Annotated in this window: 15 protein-coding genes; 13 read left to right on the forward strand and 2 right to left on the reverse strand. The window is 24.4% G+C overall.

What is annotated here, in order from left to right; genetic code table 11:
• Nucleotides 1-85 precede the first annotated feature (85 nt).
• From thrA to thrC, 3 genes are read left to right on the forward strand one after another with little or no spacing between them, the layout of a single operon-like run.
• The gene (gene thrA / locus H0H58_RS00640; RefSeq protein ID WP_185865122.1) at nucleotides 86-2,533 is read left to right on the forward strand and encodes a bifunctional aspartate kinase/homoserine dehydrogenase I; all 2,448 of its coding nucleotides are present in this window, start codon (nucleotides 86-88) and stop codon (nucleotides 2,531-2,533) included.
• Between the two features lie 33 nt (nucleotides 2,534-2,566).
• Complete coding sequence (locus tag H0H58_RS00645; RefSeq protein WP_185865123.1) at nucleotides 2,567-3,511, forward strand: homoserine kinase; 945 nt, start codon at nucleotides 2,567-2,569, stop codon at nucleotides 3,509-3,511.
• A 33-nt stretch (nucleotides 3,512-3,544) separates the two neighbouring features.
• Nucleotides 3,545-4,873: a threonine synthase gene (gene thrC / locus H0H58_RS00650; RefSeq protein WP_185865124.1), complete on the forward strand. Its 1,329-nt coding sequence runs from the start codon at nucleotides 3,545-3,547 to the stop codon at nucleotides 4,871-4,873.
• 1 nt (nucleotide 4,874) lies between these two features.
• Here thrC and H0H58_RS00655 read toward each other — a convergent pair whose 3' ends face one another.
• On the reverse strand, nucleotides 4,875-5,669 hold the full coding sequence (locus H0H58_RS00655) for a thymidylate synthase (protein ID WP_185865125.1): 795 nt from the start codon (nucleotides 5,667-5,669) through the stop codon (nucleotides 4,875-4,877).
• A gap of 69 nt (nucleotides 5,670-5,738) precedes the next feature.
• Here H0H58_RS00655 and H0H58_RS00660 point away from each other — a divergent pair, with 69 nt between their 5' ends.
• The 3 genes from H0H58_RS00660 to H0H58_RS00670 are packed head-to-tail and all read left to right on the forward strand — an operon-like array spanning nucleotide 5,739 to nucleotide 7,711.
• On the forward strand, nucleotides 5,739-6,680 hold the full coding sequence (locus H0H58_RS00660; protein WP_185865270.1) for a ribose-phosphate pyrophosphokinase: 942 nt from the start codon (nucleotides 5,739-5,741) through the stop codon (nucleotides 6,678-6,680).
• Between the two features lie 12 nt (nucleotides 6,681-6,692).
• On the forward strand, nucleotides 6,693-7,265 hold the full coding sequence (locus H0H58_RS00665) for a 50S ribosomal protein L25 (RefSeq protein WP_185865126.1): 573 nt from the start codon (nucleotides 6,693-6,695) through the stop codon (nucleotides 7,263-7,265).
• On the forward strand, nucleotides 7,265-7,711 hold the full coding sequence (locus H0H58_RS00670) for a nucleoside deaminase (protein ID WP_185865127.1): 447 nt from the start codon (nucleotides 7,265-7,267) through the stop codon (nucleotides 7,709-7,711). Before H0H58_RS00665 ends, H0H58_RS00670 begins: the two co-directional genes overlap by 1 nt.
• On the opposite strand, the gene H0H58_RS00675 is transcribed toward H0H58_RS00670, so the two are convergent.
• Nucleotides 7,704-8,363 (reverse strand): DedA family protein, encoded by a 660-nt coding sequence (locus H0H58_RS00675; RefSeq protein ID WP_185865128.1) that lies wholly within the window; start codon nucleotides 8,361-8,363, stop codon nucleotides 7,704-7,706. The two genes, H0H58_RS00670 and H0H58_RS00675, sit on opposite strands and share 8 nt — an antisense overlap.
• A 296-nt stretch (nucleotides 8,364-8,659) precedes the next feature.
• Between H0H58_RS00675 and aroB the strand changes: the two genes are divergently transcribed.
• The 7 genes from aroB (at nucleotide 8,660) to H0H58_RS00710 (ending at nucleotide 20,691) form a co-directional block, all read left to right on the forward strand.
• Complete coding sequence (gene aroB / locus H0H58_RS00680) at nucleotides 8,660-9,730, forward strand: 3-dehydroquinate synthase (protein WP_185865129.1); 1,071 nt, start codon at nucleotides 8,660-8,662, stop codon at nucleotides 9,728-9,730.
• Nucleotides 9,731-9,788: 58 nt separating this feature from the next.
• Complete coding sequence (gene gyrA / locus H0H58_RS00685; protein ID WP_185865130.1) at nucleotides 9,789-12,263, forward strand: DNA gyrase subunit A; 2,475 nt, start codon at nucleotides 9,789-9,791, stop codon at nucleotides 12,261-12,263.
• A gap of 9 nt (nucleotides 12,264-12,272) precedes the next feature.
• Nucleotides 12,273-13,097 (forward strand): 5'/3'-nucleotidase SurE, encoded by an 825-nt coding sequence (surE, locus tag H0H58_RS00690; RefSeq protein WP_185865271.1) that lies wholly within the window; start codon nucleotides 12,273-12,275, stop codon nucleotides 13,095-13,097.
• Between the two features lie 16 nt (nucleotides 13,098-13,113).
• Nucleotides 13,114-14,073, forward strand: a complete 960-nt coding sequence (ruvB, locus tag H0H58_RS00695; protein WP_185865131.1) for a Holliday junction branch migration DNA helicase RuvB — start codon at nucleotides 13,114-13,116, stop codon at nucleotides 14,071-14,073.
• 77 nt (nucleotides 14,074-14,150) lie between these two features.
• Complete coding sequence (locus tag H0H58_RS00700; RefSeq protein ID WP_185865132.1) at nucleotides 14,151-15,464, forward strand: adenylosuccinate synthase; 1,314 nt, start codon at nucleotides 14,151-14,153, stop codon at nucleotides 15,462-15,464.
• Entirely contained in the window at nucleotides 15,461-16,897 is a 1,437-nt protein-coding gene (purB, locus tag H0H58_RS00705; RefSeq protein ID WP_185865133.1) for an adenylosuccinate lyase, read from the forward strand. The genes H0H58_RS00700 and purB overlap by 4 nt, the downstream gene beginning before the upstream one ends.
• Before the next feature lie 56 nt (nucleotides 16,898-16,953).
• On the forward strand, nucleotides 16,954-20,691 hold the full coding sequence (locus H0H58_RS00710; protein WP_185865134.1) for a phosphoribosylformylglycinamidine synthase: 3,738 nt from the start codon (nucleotides 16,954-16,956) through the stop codon (nucleotides 20,689-20,691).
• The last annotated feature ends 9 nt before the right edge of the window (nucleotides 20,692-20,700 follow it).

The following is a 20,700-nucleotide window of genomic DNA, read 5'->3' on the forward strand; positions in this document are numbered from 1 at the left end:
TGATAACTATTAATTAAAAACAGATTCTCTACATAAATTATAGTTATTTTTGTCATTGTTTTAATGATGGAAAAATTGTAAAAAAATGCAAGTTTTAAAGTTTGGAGGCAGTTCTATAGCTCATTCTAATTCCATAAAATGTATTTGTTCTTTATTAGAAAAAAAACCTAAGGGAAAATATGCAATTGTAGTATCTGCATTAGGAAATATTACCGATCAATTAATTAATTGTGGAAAATTTGCTTCTAAAAGAAAAAATATATATAAAAATATTTTAGAAAAAATAGAAAAACGTCATATTAAAATTATTAAAGACCTATTTCCAATTACTTATCAAAGTCATTTAATTGGTTGGATAAAAAAAAATATGAATGATTTAGAAAATTTATGTGATGGAATTTTCCAGGTAGAAGAATTATCAAAACGTTCATTGGATAAAATAATGAGTTTTGGAGAATTGAGTTCATCTTTTTTAATTTCTGAAAAATTAAAACAATCTGGATTAAATACTAAATGTAAAGATAGTAGAGATTTAATTGTTACAGATTCTCAATTTGGATGTGCACAAGTAGATTTTATAAATAGCAATCATCGTATTAATAAATATTTCCATGAAAACAATGTATCGGATTATACTGTTTTTCCAGGATTTATTGGCGCAACTATAAATAATGAAACTACTACTCTTGGACGTGGAGGGTCCGATTATACTGCTTCTATATTGGCCGCTGCTATATCTGCAAATATATTAGAAATATGGACCGATGTAAGTGGAATGATGACTGCTAACCCAAAAATAGTTAATCAAGCTTTTCCTATTAAGGAAATTTCTTATGAAGAAGCTATGGAATTATCCCATTTTGGAGCAAAAGTAATTTATCCTCCTACAATACAACCTGTTATGAAAAGAAATATTCCTATAAAAATTAAAAATACTTTTTCTACAATAGATTCCGGTACACTTATTTATATTAACAAAAATACGAATATCAGTCAACCAGTAACTGGTATTTCCGGAATTCAAAACATATCTTTACTTACATTAAAAGGTAGTGGAATGGTAGGGGTACCTGGTTATTCCAAACGATTATTTGAAGCATTATCATTAGAAAAAATAAATGTAATATTCATCACTCAAAGTTCTTCAGAACATTCAATAACTACAGGAGTCCATGATACTGATCTAATGAAAGCTAAAAAAGCAATTTACAATGAATTTTCCCAAGAAATAAAACAAAAATATATTGATCCATTAATGATAGAAAAAAAATTATGTATTATAGCTGTAGTAGGAGATAATATGAAAAATCTTCATGGAACTAGTGGAAAAATGTTTTCTGCTTTAGGTAGAAATAGTATTAATGTTAGAGCTATAGCTCAAGGTTCAACCGAAAAAAATATATCTGCTGTTATTCGTAAAGAAGATTTTAAAAAAGCATTAAATACTTTACATGAAGCATTTTTTGAAAGCCCACCAAAACAAATAAATTTATTTATTTGTGGAGTGGGACAGGTAGGAAGTAAATTAATTGAACAAATAAGAAAACAAAAAAACTATTTATTAAAAGAATTAAAATTACAAGTTAGAATTATAGGATTAGCTAATAGTAAAAAAATGTATTTTAATAATCGTGGAATAAATTTAACTCAATGGAATCATTATTTACATAAAGGAAATAAAATGAATATTCATTCTTTAATGAAAAAAGTATCGAGATTAAATTTAAGAAATAGTTTATTTGTTGATAATACTGCCAGTAAAGAAATTGCCATGATTTATGATAATTTTCTTAAAAATGGAGTAGGTGTTATCACTTGTAATAAAATTGCTTGTTCTTCCAACTATGAACATTATAAAAAATTAAAAATACTGTCAAGACATTTCAAAGCTCCATTTTTATTCGAAACTAATGTTGGTGCTAGTTTACCAGTAATTAGTACTCTTAATGATCTTATAAATAGTGGAGATAAAATTAATAAAATTGAAGCCGTTTTATCAGGCAGTTTAAATTTTATATTTAATCATTTTATAGGAAAAGAATCATTTTTAGAAGTAGTTAAATATGCTCAATTAAAAGGATTCACAGAGCCTGATCCTCGTATTGATTTAAATGGACTAGATGTAATGCGAAAAATATTAATTTTAGCAAGAGAATGCGGAAATCCATTAGAAATTAATGATATAAATCAAAAAAATTTTTTACCTGAAAGTTGTTATGAATCTAAATCTTTAGAAGAATTTTATCAAGAATTATATAAACATAATAATTATTTTTTTGAAATAAGATATAATGCAGAAAAAAATAATAAAAAATTACGTTTTATTGCACGTTATGAAAATGGAACAGCTTCTGTTGGATTAGAATCAGTTAATCAAACCCATCCATTTTTTCAATTAGAAGGAAAAGATAATATGGTGCTATATAATACATTTCGTTATTCTGAACAACCTCTGATTATAAAAGGAGCTGGTGCTGGTGCTGAAGTAACTGCATCGGGAGTATTTTCAGATATTATAAAAGCAACTAAGTAATAGATAAAAGTGTATTATAAGTAGTATTATTATATGAAGGCAATAAAAATATTTGCACCAGCTACTATAGCCAATTTAGTTTGTGGTTTTGATATAATAGGATTAGCTCTAAATTATCCGAAAGATGAAATTTATATGTATAAATCTAATTCCCCTGGAATCAGAATTAATAAGATTTACGGAACTTCTTTACCCAAAGATCCTAAAAAAAATGCTGCATTTGCCGCATTACATTTTTTTTTAAATAAATATTATCAATTAAAAAAAATAAATAATATAGGATTTGAAATAGAATTAATTAAAAATATTAATCCTGGTAGTGGAATAGGATCTAGTGCAGCTAGTGCTGCCGGTGTAGTTTTTGGTGCAAATGTTTTATTAGAAAATCCTTTTAATACCATTCAATTAATTCGTTTCGCTATGGAAGGAGAAAGAGTTGCAAGTGGATCCGCACATGCGGATAATGTAGCTCCTGCAATTATGGGAGGATTAACTTTAGTTCGTAGTTATCATCCTTTAGATATCACTAAATTACATGCTCCTAATCAACTTTGGATTAGCTTAATACATCCAAAAATTGAAATAAAAACATCAGATGCTAGAGAAATATTAAAAAAATACATTTTAATGAAAAATGCTATTCAACAATGGGGAAATATCGGTGCATTAGTAGCAGGATTATATCAAGAAAATTATGATTTAATTAGTAGATCATTAGAAGATGTTATTGTAGAGCCAATAAGATCCATGTTAATTCCAGCATTTTATGAATTAAAAAAAAAATGTAAAGAAATAGGAGCCTTAGGGGGGGGGATTTCAGGATCTGGTCCATCTATTTTTATGTTAAGTAAAGGGAATAAAATAGCAAAAAAAGTCACTAAAATAATGAATCGAGTTTATTCTTCATTAAGAATTGATTATAAAACTTATACATCTTCTATCAACCAAAATGGATTAAAATGGACTGAAATGGATTAATATTAATTTAAATTAAATAAATAAATATATATAATGTTATATCATAGTTTAAAAAATAAAAAAGATTTAGTATCATTTGAAGAAGCTGTATTAAATGGATTATCACCAGATGGTGATTTATATGTTCCTCAATACATTCCAAAATTAGAATCTTTTTTTTTAAAAAAAGAAATATTTAATCAAGATATTTATTCTATTGCAATGGAAGTTATATCTTGTTATATAGGAAAATCTATTCCAAAAAAATATATTTATAATATAGTCAATCAAACTTTAAAAATACCTTTTCCATTAAAAATGCTCCATGAAAAAGTTTATTCTCTAGAACTTTTTCATGGACCTACACTAGCTTTTAAAGATATTGGAGTAAAATTTATGTCAGAATGTTTAGATTTTTTTTCAAAAAAAATAGGAAAAATTATCACTATTCTAGTGGCAACTTCTGGAGATACTGGTGCTGCTGTAGCTAGAGGATTTTATAAAAAATTAGGAATAGAAGTTATTATATTATATCCACGTAACAATATTAGTAATTTACAAAAAAAACAAATTACTACTTTAGGATCTAATATATTAGCTTTGGAAATTGATGGAAATTTTGATGATTGCCAAAACATTGTTAAGAAATCTTTTTTAGATAAAGAAATTAAAAAAAAATATATATTAACCTCTGCTAATTCTATTAATATAGCTAGATGGTTACCTCAAATGTTGTATTATTTTTTCGCTTATAAAAAAATTAAAGAAAAAGAAGATAATAATATGGATTTAATTTTTTCAGTTCCTAGTGGTAATTTTGGAAATATTTGTGCTGGAATGATGGCTGAAAAAATGGGATTACCGATAAAATTTTTCATTGCTTCTACTAATATTAATGATACTATACCTAGATTTTTATCATCTAATAAATTCATTCCTATGTGTACAAAAAAAACTATATCAAATGCTATGGATATTTCCAATCCTAGTAATTTTCCTAGAATATGGAATTTTTTATATAAAAAAGATTTTTATCAATTAAAAAAAAAGTTATATTCTTATAAATTTACCGATGAACAAACTCTATCTAGCATAGATATGGTTTGGAAAAAATATAAATATATTTTAGATCCACATGGTGCTATTGGTTATTCAGGAATTATACATCATTTTAAAAAAAATGATAGAATTTTATATAATTCAATTTTTTTAGAAACCGCGCATCCTATAAAATTTAAGGAAATTATGCCATTTCATATTCAAAAAAATATAAATATTCCAAAAAAATTAGAAAAATTTTTAGAATTAAAAGGAAAAATAAAAAATATATCATTAAATAATAACTTTTATCAATTTAAGAATTGGTTGTTAGAAAAAAAATAAATTAGATAGCTACATCACCTTTAATATGAGGATGAGGATTATAATTTATTAATTTAAAATCTTTAAAAGAAAAATTAAAAATATTTTTTATAAATGGATTAATAGTCATTGTTGGAAGTTTTCTAGGTGTTCTACTGATTTGAAGTTTTACTTGTTTAATATGATTATTATAAATATGAGCATCTCCTATAACATGAATAAATTCTTTTACTTTTAAATTTAGTGTCTTAGCTATCATTATAATTAATAATGAATATGAAGCAATATTAAAAGGTAACCCTAAAAATGCGTCAGCACTTCTTTGATATAAGAGTAGTGATAATTCTTTATTTAATACATAAACTTGAAATAGCAAATGACACGGAGGTAATGCCATATTTTTTATCATTCCTACATTCCAAGTAGAAACGATCATTCTTCTTGAATAAGGATTATGTTCGATATCGTGTATAAGATTATGGATTTGATCAATAGGATCATTATCATAAGACGGCCATCTTCTCCATTGAAATCCATATATTGGGCCAAGATCACCATCTTTATCTGCCCATTCATTCCAAATATTAACATTATTTTTATTCAAGTAAATTATGTTAGTAGATCCTTTTAAAAACCACAATAATTCATGAATTATAGCATTTATATTCAATCTTTTAGTAGTTAAAAGAGGAAATCCATGATTTAAGTTATATCTCATTTGAGATCCAAATATACTAATAGTCCCTACTCCAGTTCTATCTTTTTTTTTTTGACCATTTTTCAATATGTTTTTCAATAAATCTATATACTGTTTCATATTAAAAATTTTTTATATTTGATGAAATTTAAAAAGTATTTTTGCATACAAAAAATAAAAATTATGACTATGAGTCAAAAAATTCTATTCTTTTCTACAAAGAGTGGATTGAAATTATCTCAAGATATAGCGAATCACTATGGTAAGGTTATTGGAAAAGTAAAATTTTTAAAATTTAGTGATGGAGAATACATACCTCGTTTTGAACAATCTATTCGTGGATATAAAGTTTTTTTGATAGGTTCTACTTACCCTCCAGTGGATAATTTGATGGAGTTATTACTCATGTGTGATGCAGCTAGAAGAGCTTCTGCTTATAATATAACATTATTAATTCCATATTTTGGTTGGGCTAGACAAGATCATAAAGATCAACCAAGAACTCCTATTGCAGCAAAATTAGTAGCAAATTTAATAGTAGCTGCAGGAGCATCTAGAATGATGACCATGGATTTACATGCAGATCAAATTCAAGGATTTTTTGATATTCCGGTAGATCATTTATATGCTTCTAGAATATTTATTAATTATATTAAAAAATTAAATATAGATAAATTAACCATTGCATCTCCAGATATGGGAGGAGCAAAAAGAGCTAGAAGCTATGCTGGATATTTAGGGACTGATGTTGTTATATGTTATAAAGAAAGAAAAAAAGCAAATGAAATAGAATTTATGAATCTTATAGGTAATGTAAAAGAAAAAAATATCATACTTATAGATGATATGGTAGATACAGCTGGAACTTTAACAGAAGCAGCTGATTTGATCATAAAAAATGGAGCTAAAAGCGTTCGTGCTATAGCAACTCATCCAGTATTATCAGGTAATTCATATGAGAAAATAAATAATTCTTCTCTTAAAGAATTAATAGTAACAGATACTATACCAATAAAAAATTTCATGAATAAAAATAAAAAAATTAAAGTTTTATCTTGTGCCCCACTTTTTGCGGAAGTTATGCAATCCATACAAAATGACGAATCTATTAGTAGTAAATTTATTATATAAAAAGTATCTATAATGAAATATATAAATATATACGGAGAAGAAAGAAATACTAAAAATAGAAATTATATTAATTTTATAAGAAAATCTAAAAAAATTCCATGCATTTTATATGGAAAAAATATAAATATTCCTTTTTCTACTTCATTAGAAGTTTTAAAAGATATAATTCTTAATACTGATATTTTTGGAATTATTCTAACATTAAAAGGAATTGATAAACCTATAAAAGCAATCAAAAAAGAGGTCCAATATGATCCTGTAAAAGATAACATTTTACATGTAGATTTTTATAAAATCGACAAATTAACCCCAATTATTTTAAATATTCCTATAAAATTTTCGGGTATACCTATTGGAGTATCTAAAGGTGGAGAATATTATTCACCAATTAAAAATTTGAAAATAAAAGCATTACCATATAATATTCCAGAATTTATCAATATAAATATTGATTCTTTAGATATAGGAGATAAAATGAATGTAAAAGAAATAAAAAATGATAAATTTATAATATTAAACCCAGATAATACATTAATAATCAGAATAAAAGATACTCGTACATCACGCGTAAACAAAGAAGAATAATGAAACATTTTCATTTTATGAAAATAGCGATAAAAGAAGCCGTTTTTGCATATAAAGAAAATGAAATCCCCATAGGGGCGGTAATAATACATAATAATATTGTTATAGCAAAAACTCATAATTTAACTGAAACTTTAAGTAATATTACTGCACATGCAGAAATTTTAGCTATAAATTTGGCTTCTAATTATCTAGGAAAAAAATATATAAATGAATGTACTCTTTATGTTACATTAGAACCATGCATTATGTGTGCTGGAGCAATTTTCTGGTCCAAAATTGGAAAAATAGTTTGGGGTACTTCTAATTATAATAATAACGGATTTTTATCATATGGAATAAAATTACATCCAAAGACTAAATATATTTCTGGAATTATGAAGAATCAATGTAAATCGTTAATACATAATTTTTTTTTAAAAAAAAGAAATAATAAACTTAAATAAGTACTTTTTTATTTTTATTGATCATTAATTTAAATATAACCGGAAAAGTAGTAGTAATTACAATTAATAAAATTATCCATTCTAAATGATTTTTTAATTCAGGAAAATTCTTATCTAAATAATGTCCAGCAGACATTATAGAAAATGTCCAAATAATAGCTCCAATAATATTATATATCATAAATTTTTTAAAATTTACTCTAATAGCCCCTGCTACAATAGGAGCAAAAGAACGAAACATTGGCAAAAAACGACTTATAATTAAAGCTGTCGCCTTATATTTTGTATAAAAATTTTTCGCTAAAATTAAATGTTTCTTCTTAAAGAAGAAAGAATCTTCTTTTTTATATAGTAATTTTCCTGATTTATATCCTAACCAATATCCTTGAATATTTCCTAGTACAGCAACTAATGCCACAATTAAAACAATAACAAAAAAAGGAACATTATAAAAATTTTTGCATAAATCTTCTCCAAATATTCCTGCTGTAAATAATAGAGAATCCCCAGGTAATAAGAATCCAATAAAAAATCCAGTCTCTGCAAAAACAATTGCTAAAAGAATAAAAATTGCAGTATTTCCAAAATACAAAAAAATCCATCTAGGATTAAATAAATTATGAAAAAAATCCCAAAAATCTATTAGTAACATGATAATGATTATGATAAAATAATAAAGAATTAAATATTTCCATTTTTTAAAAAAAACTTATTTTTAGAATAAATATAAATTGTTATAAATTATAATCTTTGTTTTTTGTGAAGTATTTATTCAAATATATTGATATATTAGGATGGATTCCTAATATATTTTTTTTGATAATAGGTTTTATTTTTATATGCTTTTGGTTATATAATATATTTTATTTTACTGAATGATTAAAATAAATAATAATATTAAAAAAAAAAAAAAAATAAATACAATATTAAAAATTTATTCTAATGAATATGAATAATTATAAAACTAAAATTTTTTTTAATGAAGAAGCTTATGAACGATTAAAAATATATTTACTTGATAATATTTTTTCTGCAAATGATTTATTTATTTTAGTAGATAACATAACTAACAAATATTGTCTTCCTAGACTTTTATATTACATAGATTTTTTGAAAAAATCTAATATTATTCATATTAAAAATGGAGAAGAAAAAAAAAATATATATACATGTATTGAAATATGTAAAGAAATAGAAAAATATAAAGGTACTAGAAATAGTTTGATAATTAATTTAGGGGGTGGAGTTTTAACAGATATAGGTGGATTTACAGCATCCATATTTAAAAGAGGAATCCGTTATATAAATATTCCCACTACTTTGTTAGGAATGGTTGATGCAGCTATAGGATATAAAACTGGAGTTAATCTAAACTCCATTAAAAATGAATTAGGAACTTTTTATATTCCAGAACTATTAATTATAGATACTAATTTTTTAAAAACACTTCCAGATAAAGAAATTATATCTGGGATGGCTGAAATGTTTAAACATGGATTAATATGGGATAAATCTTTTTGGAAAGAAATGAAGGAAAATTATTTTTATATAAAAAATAAAAATTTTTCTGATAAAAAAAATTATTTAATTAAAAGATCTATTGAAATAAAAATAGAAATTGTTCATAAAGATCCAAAAGAAAAAGGATTAAGAAAAATTCTTAATTTTGGACATACTATTGGACATGCCTTAGAAAGTTTTTTTTTGAATAAAAAAAAAATTATGCATGGAGTAGCTATAGCAAATGGAATTATTTACGAGTCATGGATATCTTATAAAGAAAATAAATTATCCATAGAAAATTATAACGAAATAAAGTCAACTTTAATGAATTTTTATCCAATAAAAAAAGGATTTATAGATTCAGAAATTAAAGAATTGATTAATATAATGAAACATGATAAAAAAAATGAAAAAATGGATTTTCAATTTTCATTATTGAATAAAATTGGTTCATGTTCTTATAATTGTAAAATTGATAATTCTATTATTAAAAAAAGTTTTATCAAACTTAAATGATTCTAAAACTAAAAATTGATTATATATTTATATTAAAAAATTTCAATTAAAATAAAAAATGAGTGAAGGAGAAAAATTGATTTCAATTAATATTGAAGATGAAATGAAATCCTCTTATATAGATTACTCCATGTCAGTAATTGTTTCTAGAGCTTTACCGGATGTTAGAGATGGATTAAAACCAGTACATAGAAGAGTTCTTTACGGTATGTATCAATTGGGTATACTATCCACTAGTACTTATAAAAAATCTGCGCGTATTGTAGGTGAAGTATTGGGAAAATATCATCCACATGGAGATATTTCGGTTTATGATACTATGGTACGAATGGCGCAAAAATGGACTTTACGTTATCCATTGATAGATGGACAAGGAAATTTCGGATCTATAGATTCGGATCCACCAGCTGCTATGCGGTATACTGAAGTAAAAATGAAAAAAATTGCAGAAGAAATGTTATCAGATCTAAGAAAAGATACTGTGGATATGCAATTAAATTTTGATGATTCTTTAGAAGAACCTAATGTTTTACCAACAAAAATTCCAAATTTATTAATCAATGGATCATCTGGAATTGCTGTTGGATTAGCAACTAATATTCCACCCCATAATTTAAAAGAAACTATAGATGCTATTTGTTATTACATAGATAATAATGATTTATCTATAGAACAAATTATGAAATATATTAAAGCTCCTGATTTTCCAACAGGAGGAGTCATATATGGATATGAGGGAGTAAAAAATTATTTTTATACAGGAAAAGGAAGAATTGTTTTACGTGCTAAAATACATTTTGAGGAAATACAAGGTAGACAGTGCATAGTTGTAGATGAAATCCCTTACCAAGTTAACAAATCAGATATGATTTCTAAAACTATAGAATTAGTAAAAAATGGTAAAATGGATGGAATTTATCAAATTCGTGACGAGTCAGATAGAAATGGATTACGTATTGTTTATTTTCTAAAACAGAATACAGATTCAAATATTTTATTAAATAAGTTATTTAAATATACTTCTTTACAAACTAATTTTAATGTTAATATAATTGCATTAGTTCATGGTAAACCATTACAATTAAATATAAAAGATCTTATTGAAAATTTTTTACATCATAGGCATGATATAATTATTCGTAGAACAAAATATGAATTAAAAAAATATAAATATCGTATACATATATTGAAAGGATTTTTGAAAATATTAAATCGTTTGAATGATTTAATCCCAATAGTAATAAATTCTACAAATAAAAATGATGCTAATGAAAAATTGATCAAAAAATTTGAATTATCGAATGAACAATCAAAATCTGTTTTAGATTTAAGATTACAAAATCTTACTTCCTTAGAACAAAAAAAAATAAAACAAGAATATGAAGATTTAATAAAAAAAACTTCGTTTTTGGAAAAAATTTTAATTCAAGATTCTATAAGAAAAGAAATTATTAAAGAAGAACTTTTGGAAATCAGAAAAAAATATCAGGATTATCGTCGGACTTTCATAGATTATTCAGGAAATGAAAAAAATTTAAGTTTAGAAAATTTAATTGAAAATAAACAAGTAGTTATAACTATATCTAATGCTGGATATATTAAAAGAACATATTTATCAGAATATAAACTTCAAGGTAGAGGAGGTGTAGGAAATAGAGGTGCTATTGCAAGAGAATCAGATTACTTTAAACATCTTTTAATTGCAAATAATCATCAATATTTACTTTTTTTTACAGAAAAAGGAAAATGTTTTTGGTTAAGAGTTTATGAAATTCCAGAAGGATCTAAAATTTCTAAAGGTAGAGCCATACAAAATATTATTAATTTACAAGAAGATGATAAAGTTAATGCTTATATTTTAACCGGAGATCTTGCTGATAAACAGTATATTAAAGACTATTATGTTATGATGGTAACTAAAAAAGGAATTATAAAAAAAACTTCGTTATATAATTATTCTCGTCCTAGAAAATATGGGATAAAAGCTATAATGATTCGAAAAGGTGATTCTTTATTAGAAGCTATTTTAACTAAAGGAGATAGTCATGTTTTTATTGCATTAAAAAGTGGAAAAATAATCCGTTTTTCTGAAAAAAAAGTTAGATCTACTGGAAGAAATTCTTATGGAGTAATAGGTATTAATTTTTCGGAAGATAAAAAAGATATGGTAATTGGAATGATATGTGTTGAACAAAAAAATAAAGATAAAGGCTCTTTATTAGTAGTTTCTGAAAAAGGATTTGGAAAAAGATCACTTTTAAAAGACTATCGATTAACTAATCGCGGAGGAAAAGGGATAAAAACAATAAATATTACCAAAAAAACTGGAAAATTACTTTCTATTAAATATGTAGAAAAAGATGATGATCTAATGATTATAAAAAAATCAGGAATTATTATTCGTATTTCTATATCAGATATTAGAGTAATGGGGCGATCTACGCAAGGAGTAAGGTTAATTAATTTGAAAAATTATGAATCCATAGCAGATGTAGCGAAAGTTTATAAACTAAAAAATAATTTTATGAATTAAAAAATAATGATAAAAAGAAGGCCAATTATTCTAGTAACTAATGATGACGGTATTTATGCTCCCGGAATTAGGGCTCTTGTTCATATGATGAATACTTTAGGAGAAGTATATGTAATAGCTCCAAATCAACATAAATCAGGAATTTCTCATGCTATTACTATGGATACAATTTTATATTGTGAATCAGTTAAAATAGATAATGGAATTCAAAAAGAATGGAAGTGTTCTGGGACTCCTGTAGATTGTGTAAAAATAGCTATTAATAATATTTTACCAAAAAAACCAGATATTTGTGTATCAGGGATAAATCATGGATCTAATTCTTCTATAAATGTTATATATTCTGGAACACTATCCGCTGTAATTGAAGCGGGAATATATGGAATTCCTGCTATAGGTTTTTCTTTATTAGATACTCAATGGAATAAAGATTTTTATTATATCTCTTCTTTAAAAGAAGAGATATGTAAAATAGTCAAAAAAGTTATTAATTATTATGATTCAAATAAAATAATTATTCTTAATGTTAATATCCCAAAATTGGAAAAAAAGAAAAAAATAAAAGGTATTAAAATATGTAAACAGGCTAAATCTAAATGGAAAGGTTTTTTTGAAAGACGGACTAATCCTAGAGGAAAAAATTATTATTGGCTTTCAGGAAATTTTATTGTTGATAATCATCAAATAGATAATACAGACGACGAATGGGCATTGAATAATGGATATATATCTATTGTTCCAATAAAATTTGATTTTACGGATTATTCTTTATTAGAATTATTAAATTCATGGAATTTAATAATTTTATTCATTTACTTCATTCGAAATTTTTAATAAAAAAATTAATATTTTGACTTCTTTTTCAACAGATAAAACATTAAATCCAAAGAAAATAGAAGATTTCGTTGGACAAAATGATATTGTAGAACCTTTAAAAATTTTTATTCAGGCTGCAAAAAAAAGAAATGAAGCTTTAGATCATATATTGTTTCATGGTCCTCCTGGATTAGGAAAAACTACTTTAGCTCATATAGTAGCTAAGGAACTATCAGTTAATATAACTGTTACTTCAGGATCCATTTTAGATAAACCAGGTGATCTTGCTGGATTACTTATTCATCTTAAAAAAAATGATGTAATTTTTATTGACGAAATTCATAGATTATCTCCAATTGTAGAAGAGTATTTATATTCTGCAATGGAGAATTATAAAATAGATATTATTATAGATTCTGGATCCAATGCTAAATCATTACAAATTGATTTAACTCCTTTTACTTTAATAGGAGCTACTACAAGATCTGGTTTAATTACTGCTCCAATGAGATCTAGATTTGGAATTAATTTTCGTATTAATTATTATAATAAAGAATTTTTAAAAAAAATTATAAATAGAAATGCTAAAATATTAAAAATACCTATAACAGAAGAAGCTTCATTTGAAATTGCATATAGGAGTAGAGGGACTCCTAGAGTAGCAAATTCACTTCTTCGTAGAATTCGTGATTTTGCTCAAATAAAAGGAAATGGAATTATTGATATTGAAATATGTAATACCAGCTTAAAAGCAATGAATGTAGATAAAAATGGATTAAATGAAATGGATAATAGAATACTTTCATTTATTATTGATCATTTTAAAGGAGGTCCAGTAGGTATAAATACTATATCAGCAGCTATAAGTGAAAATTCAGATACTATTGAAGAGGTACATGAACCATTTTTAATACAAGAAGGATATTTAATAAGAACCTCTAGAGGAAGAAAGGTAACAAAATTAGCATACAAACATCTAAAAAAATATCAATAAATAGTAAAAATATTTTTATCTATATAATAATAAACTTTTAACTTTAATATTTAGTATAAAAAAAATCTTTATACATCATGCCTTCAAATACAAATGTTATCGTAGGACTCCAATGGGGGGATGAAGGAAAGGGAAAAATTACAGATTTATTATCTAGAAATTCTGATTATGTAATTCGTTATCAAGGAGGAAATAATTCAGGTCATTCTATTCATATTAAAAATCGTTATTTTATTCTTCATCTAATTCCTTCTGGAGTTATTTATTCTAATGTAAAATGTATTATTGGTCCTGGAGTAGTAATAGATCCAAAATCTTTAATTCATGAGATACAAAATTTAAAATTAATGGGAATTGATCCATCTAATGTTTTTCTTTCGAAAAGAGCACATGTAATTATGCCATATCATCGTCTTTTAGATAAATATAAAGAAGAGTATTTGGGAAAAAATTTTATTGGAACTACTCGTTGTGGAATTGGGCCAGCTTATGAAGATAAAATTGGACGAATGGGGATTCGTATTATAGATTTTTTAGATCCAAAAATATTTTCTAAAAAATTAAAAAATAACATAATCATTAAAAATAAAATTTTTCAAAAAATTTATAATAAACCAATAATTTCCTATGAATCTATATATAATGAATATATAGAATATGCCAAAATACTTAATCATAGAGTAATAGATGCAGTATATGAAATACAAAAAGCATTAAAAAATAAAAAAAAAATTCTTTTTGAAGGTGCTCAAGCAACGTTATTAGATATTGATTACGGAACATATCCATATGTTACTACATCATCTTCTACTACTGGTGGAGTCTGTATAGGATCAGGAATTCCTCCCAGTTTTTTGAAAAATTTCATTGGAGTTACAAAATCATATTGTACAAGAGTTGGAAATGGACCATTTCCGACAGAAATAATTGATAACGAATTAATTAGAGATAAAATTCGTAATAAAGGAAATGAATATGGATCAACGACCAAACGACCAAGACGATGTGGATGGTTAGATTTAGTAGCTTTAAAATATTCTTGTGAAATAAATGGAATAAATTATTTGATTATTACAAAATTAGATGTTTTAAGTGAATTTGATTATATTAAAGTATGTATTCAATATAATATTAATGGAAATCAGATCAATTATTTTCCATCAAATTTAGAAAATAAAAAAATAAATTGTATATGGAAAAAATTAAATGGTTGGAAAGAAAAAATCTCTCATATTAGAGAATATGAAAAATTACCGAATAATTGTAAAAATTATATTAATTTTATTGAATGTTATCTAAAATTGAAAATTGTATTGTTATCTATTGGATCAGAAAGAAACCAAAATATAATTAAAGATAATTATTTATTTCATAAAATTTTTTCCATGTGAAAGAATATAAGAATCCTTTAGTAGAAAGATATAGTAGTAAAGAAATGCTTTATAATTTTTCTCCAGAAAAAAAAATATTTACCTGGAGAAAATTATGGTTTTCTTTAGCTAAGATAGAAAAAGAGTTAGGTTTAGATATTAGCAATGAACAAATAAATGATTTAAAAAATAATTTATTTGATATTGATTGGAATAGAGTCGCTTTTTTTGAAAAAAAATTTCGTCATGATGTAATGGCTCATTTATATGCTTTCGGAGAAAAAGCAACACTCGCTAAATCTATTTTACATTTAGGTGTTACTAGCGCATTTTTAGGGGACAATACTGATATAATACTGATAAGAGATGGAATAAAAATTCTATTAAAAAAAATAATAAATGTAATATTTCGTCTTAGGAATTTTTCTATAGAATATCATAATACTCCTACTTTAGCTTTTACTCATTATCAACCCGCTCAATTAACTACTGTAGGAAAACGTTCATCTTTATGGATACAAAGTTTACTTTTAGATTTTTATGAATTAGAATTTAGATTAAAAACTATTCCTTTTAGAGGTGTGAAAGGAACAGTAGGTACCGGTGCTAGTTTTAAAGAATTATTTAATGGAGATTTAGAAAAATTAAAATTACTAGAAAATAAATTATCTAATGATTTTGGATTTAAAAATATATCTTTTATTACTGGCCAAACATATGATAGAAAAATAGATTCTCAAATACTTAATTTATTATCAAATATTTCTCAATCTTCTCATAAATTTAGTAATGATATTCGTTTATTACAAAATTTAAAAGAAATAGAAGAACCATTTGAAATAGAACAAATAGGATCTAGTGCCATGGCTTATAAACGAAATCCAATACAAAGCGAAAGAATTGCTTCATTAGCAAAATATGTAATTTCTTTGTCAAATAGTTCTGCTTTTGTAGCCGCTACTCAATGGTTAGAACGTACTTTAGATGATTCAGCTAATAGAAGATTAGTGATTAGTCAATCATTTTTATCTGTAGATGCTATTTTAATACTGTGGATTAATATTTTAGAAAAAATATCCGTATATCCAAAAATTATTGAAAAAAATATAATAGAAGAACTTCCATTTTTAATTACTGAATCTATTATCGTAGAATGTGTTAAAAAAGGATTTGATAGACAAGAAATTCATGAAAGAATACGAAATCATTCCATGAAAACTAGATTAGAAATGAGATTAAAAGGATCAAAAAATGATTTTATTAATAGAATTTTAAATGATAAAAAAATACCAATTAGTCAAGAAAAAATAAATAAAATTTTAAATCCTAAAAATTTTATCGGTTTTTCTTCAGAACAAACATTAGAATTTATTGAAAAAATGGTAAATCCTATATTAAAAAAATATTATAATCTTATTGATTTTAATCAATCATCTTTTTCAACAAAAATTTAAATATTATTTGATATGAAAAATAATATTTAAAATTAATTATACAAAAAAAAATAAAAATGATTTCTTTTAATAAAAGTTCTTATAGAATTTATATAAGAAGTAAATCATACTTCGATAAAGATTCAATTGAATTATGTAAAAAACTAAGAAGTATCAATATTTTTATACATAGAATAATAATATATCGTATATATGAATTTTTTCATATAAAAAAAAAATTTCTTGTTGATTATTTAAAAAATGTATTAGTAGATCCTGTTACAGAAATTTTTTATTTTAAAAAATATTTTGATTATCCGTATTTTGAATGCAACTCAAATAATGATGATCATCGCTCTAGCGCTGCTATGTTATGCATGAAAATATTCAATCATAACTTTTCTAAAAATGTTTTAATAAATTCTAAATTATTGATTGAATTAGTTGGATTAAATAAAAATTCTAATAAATCTGTAAAAAAAATTAAAAATTACATTGTAGAAAATTATTCCTATTTTATAACACATAGGAATAATTTTTATCATAAAGAAATTAATATTAAAAATCATATTAATTATATAAAAGATTTTAAACATTATTCTATAAATAAAATAGAAGAATTTCATAAAAAATATAATCTATCAATAGATATAAAAGATTTATTATTGATTCAAAAATATTTTTTAATAGAAAAAAGAGATCCTTCTTTAGAAGAAATACTTATTTTAAATACTTATTGGTCGGATCATTGTAGACATACAACATTTTTTACAGAATTAGAAAATATATGTTTTAGAGGTTTTTTAAAGAATACATATAAAAAAATATTTTCTAAATATTTAGAAGATAAAAAATCAATAGGAAAATCAAAAAAACCTATTAATTTAATGGAATTATCTCAACTTCCTTATGAAATTATCCGTAATCAAAAAAAATTAAATTTTGTTTCATCAGATGAAAATAATGCATGTACAATTATAATAGATGTTCATTATCTGGATAAAAAAAGAAATAAAGAAAAATGGTATTTATTATTTAAAAATGAAACTCATAATCATCCTACTGAAGGAAATCCATTTAATGGAGCCAATACTTGCATTGGTGGAGCAATCAGAGATCCTTTATCGGGTAGATCATTTGTTTATCAAGGGATTAGAATTAGTGGATCCTCTGATCCTAATGAAAAAAATAAAATTTATGGAAAAATACCAGAAAATAAAATATGTTTAGAATCAGCTTATGGATTCAGTTCATATGGAAATCAAATAGGATTAGCAACAACACATGTTAGTGAGATTTATCATAAAGGTTATAGAGCAAAAAGATTGGAATTAGGAATGGTTGTTGGAGCTGCTCCAGTAACTTATATTAAGTGGAAAAAGCCAAAAGTAGGAGATATTATATTATTAATAGGAGGATTAACCAGAAAAGAAGGAATAGGAGGGGCTAGTGAATCATCGAAAAATATAAATGATATTGATATCAATATTAATAATCAACAAAAAGGGAATCCTTTAATTGAAAGAAATATTCAAAGACTTTTTAGAAAAAAAGAGGTAACTAATTTGATAAAAAAATGTAATGATCTTGGGGCTGGAGGATTAGCAGTTTCTTTAGGAGAATTGCACAATAGTGTAGAAATTTATTTAGAAAAAGTACCTATAAATGAAAAAATTCTACCAATAGAAATTGCACTTTCTGAATCTCAAGAACGTATGGCGATAGTAGTAGATCCAAAGAATGCAGAAAAAATTATTAAGTTTTCTCATAAAGAAAACTTAATCTGTAATCCCATAGCCAAGATTACAAATAATAATAGGATAGTTTTTCTATATAATAAAAAAGTAATTTTCGACGTAAAAAGTACTTTTTTAAATACAAGAGGATATAAAAAAAAAAATAAAGTAATAGTTGATTCTCCTAATTATATTTCACCTTTTATTAAATCTACAAAATTATTTTTTAGTAAGAAAAATTTTTTAAAAACTCTTTCAAACCTAAATATCGCTTCTCAATTAAGCTTAATAGAAATGTTTGATAGTACTGTTGGAGGGACTACCGTATTAATGCCATTTGGAGGAAAATATCAAATGACTCCAGCTGAAGGAAGTGTCCAAAAAATACCAGTTTTTCATGGAAGTACTGAAACAGTTAGTATGGTAACTTGGGGATTTCATCCTAAAATTTCTACATGGAGTCCTTTTCATGGTGGTGCATATGCAGTATTAGAATGTATTTCAAAAATTGTTTCTATGGGTGGGAATTACAAAAATGTTTATCTTAGTTTTCAAGAATATTATAAAAAAATGGAAAAAAATCCTAAAAACTGGGGAATCCCTTTTTCTTCATTATTAGGTGCATATCATGCTCAAATGGAATTAGAAATAGTTTGTTTAGGCGGTAAAGATTCTATGTCAGGAACTTATAAAAATATTCATGTCCCACCTACTCTAATTTCATTTGGAATTACAACTGATTCATATTTTAATGTAATTTCTCCTGAATTTAAAAAAATAGGTAGCAAAATATATTTATATAATCATATGCCATTAGAAAATGAAATGCCAAACTTTAATTCTATTAAAAATGCTTATGATAAAATCCATGAAGGAGTACTTTCCAAAAAGATTATTTCATTAAAAACAGTAAAAGATGGTGGAATAGCTGTGGCTATTGCCAAAATGTCTTTTGGAAATAAATTAGGAGCAGAAATAAATTGTAATGAAAATCTATTGAAGACCCATATAGGATCATTAATTATAGAATCTTCTTATAATCTTTCAAAAGATTTTATTCTAATAGGAAAAGTAATAAATTCTAAAAATTTAATTTTTAACTCTATTTCAATTGCTATTGATGAAGCAATTAAAAATTGGTCTAAAAAATTATTAAATATTTTTTCTCCTAATGAAAATAGGATGAAATATAAATTAAAATTTAAAAGAAATATAACAATAAAAGAAAAAAAAATAATATATAGAAAAAATAATTCAATAAAAATTGGGACCCCAAATGTATTTATTCCGATATTTCCTGGAACTAATGGAGAATTAGAATCAATCAGAGTATTTAAAAATTCAGGAGCAATAGTTAAAAATTTTGTATTTAATAATGTAAATGATAATAATATTATAGAATCTATTTTTTCCATGAAAAAATATATAGAATCAGTTCAGATTCTAATGTTGTGTGGTGGATTTAGTGCGGGAGATGAACCCGATGGATCTGCTAAATTAATTATATCAATATTGCATAATCCTTATATAAAAGAATCTATCCAAAAATTTTTAGAAAAAGGTGGGTTAATATTAGGAATTTGTAATGGTTTTCAAGGATTAATAAAATCTGGATTACTTCCTTATGGAAAAATTTGTATGAGAGATAATAATTCTCCTGTATTAATAAATAACAAAGTTAATAAACATATTTCACAATGTGTTAACATTAAAATTATTTCTGATAAATCTCCTTGGTTAAAAGGAATGAAGAACAAAATATATACAATTCCTATCTCTCATGGAGAAGGTCGTTTTTATGCTAAAAATAAAACTATAGATATTCTATTTGAAAATAATCAAGTTGCTTCACAATATGTAGATTTAGAAGGAGTTCCTAGCTTAGAAAGAAAATATAATCCTAATGGATCTTCTGAAGCAATTGAAAGTTTATTAAGTGAAAATGGAAGAATTTATGGTAGAATGACTCATCCAGAACGTTGTTTTGATAGTGGATTATTAAAAAATATACCTAATAATGTTCATAATCTTATACAAGAAAATTCTATTTTTAAAAATGCAGTACAATATTTTGTATAAAAAATTTTT

This window comes from Blattabacterium cuenoti (assembly GCF_014251775.1).
Lineage (GTDB): Bacteria > Bacteroidota > Bacteroidia > Flavobacteriales > Blattabacteriaceae > Blattabacterium > Blattabacterium cuenoti_H.